This is a genomic window from Cobetia sp. SIMBA_158 (assembly GCF_046566945.1).
GTDB lineage: Bacteria > Pseudomonadota > Gammaproteobacteria > Pseudomonadales > Halomonadaceae > Cobetia > Cobetia amphilecti.
In genome coordinates, this window is record NZ_JAWJYL010000288.1 from 1 (window position 1) to 276 (window position 276).

A 276-nucleotide genomic window follows, 5' to 3' on the forward strand; every position below is an offset into this window, starting at 1 on the left:
TTTAGCCATGACACTTGCAACATTTGGTTTGCGTCGGGAGATATTCTATTTTCTAGGCGCGCCATAACACGAGAATCAGTACGTGATAAGTCCCCAGAAAATGAAACGTTTCTATTGGTCTCGTCAATAACTCCACGGTAGTTTTGGCCTAAGTTAGAGTGTGTAACATCTCCTTGGATTAAAGCAGACCATTCGTCACTTGGTGTAAAGTCAGCACGCAAACCCAAAGAATGTTGTTTGGCTGTGTCGCTAGGCGTGAGTGAAATCCCTTTTTTT

General features: G+C 43.1%; 1 protein-coding gene. It reads right to left on the reverse strand.

Translation table 11 applies throughout. The features are described from left to right. Positions 1-276: hypothetical protein (locus R2R70_RS20005; RefSeq protein ID WP_410978901.1), on the reverse strand; the 276-nt coding region annotated here is incomplete at both ends.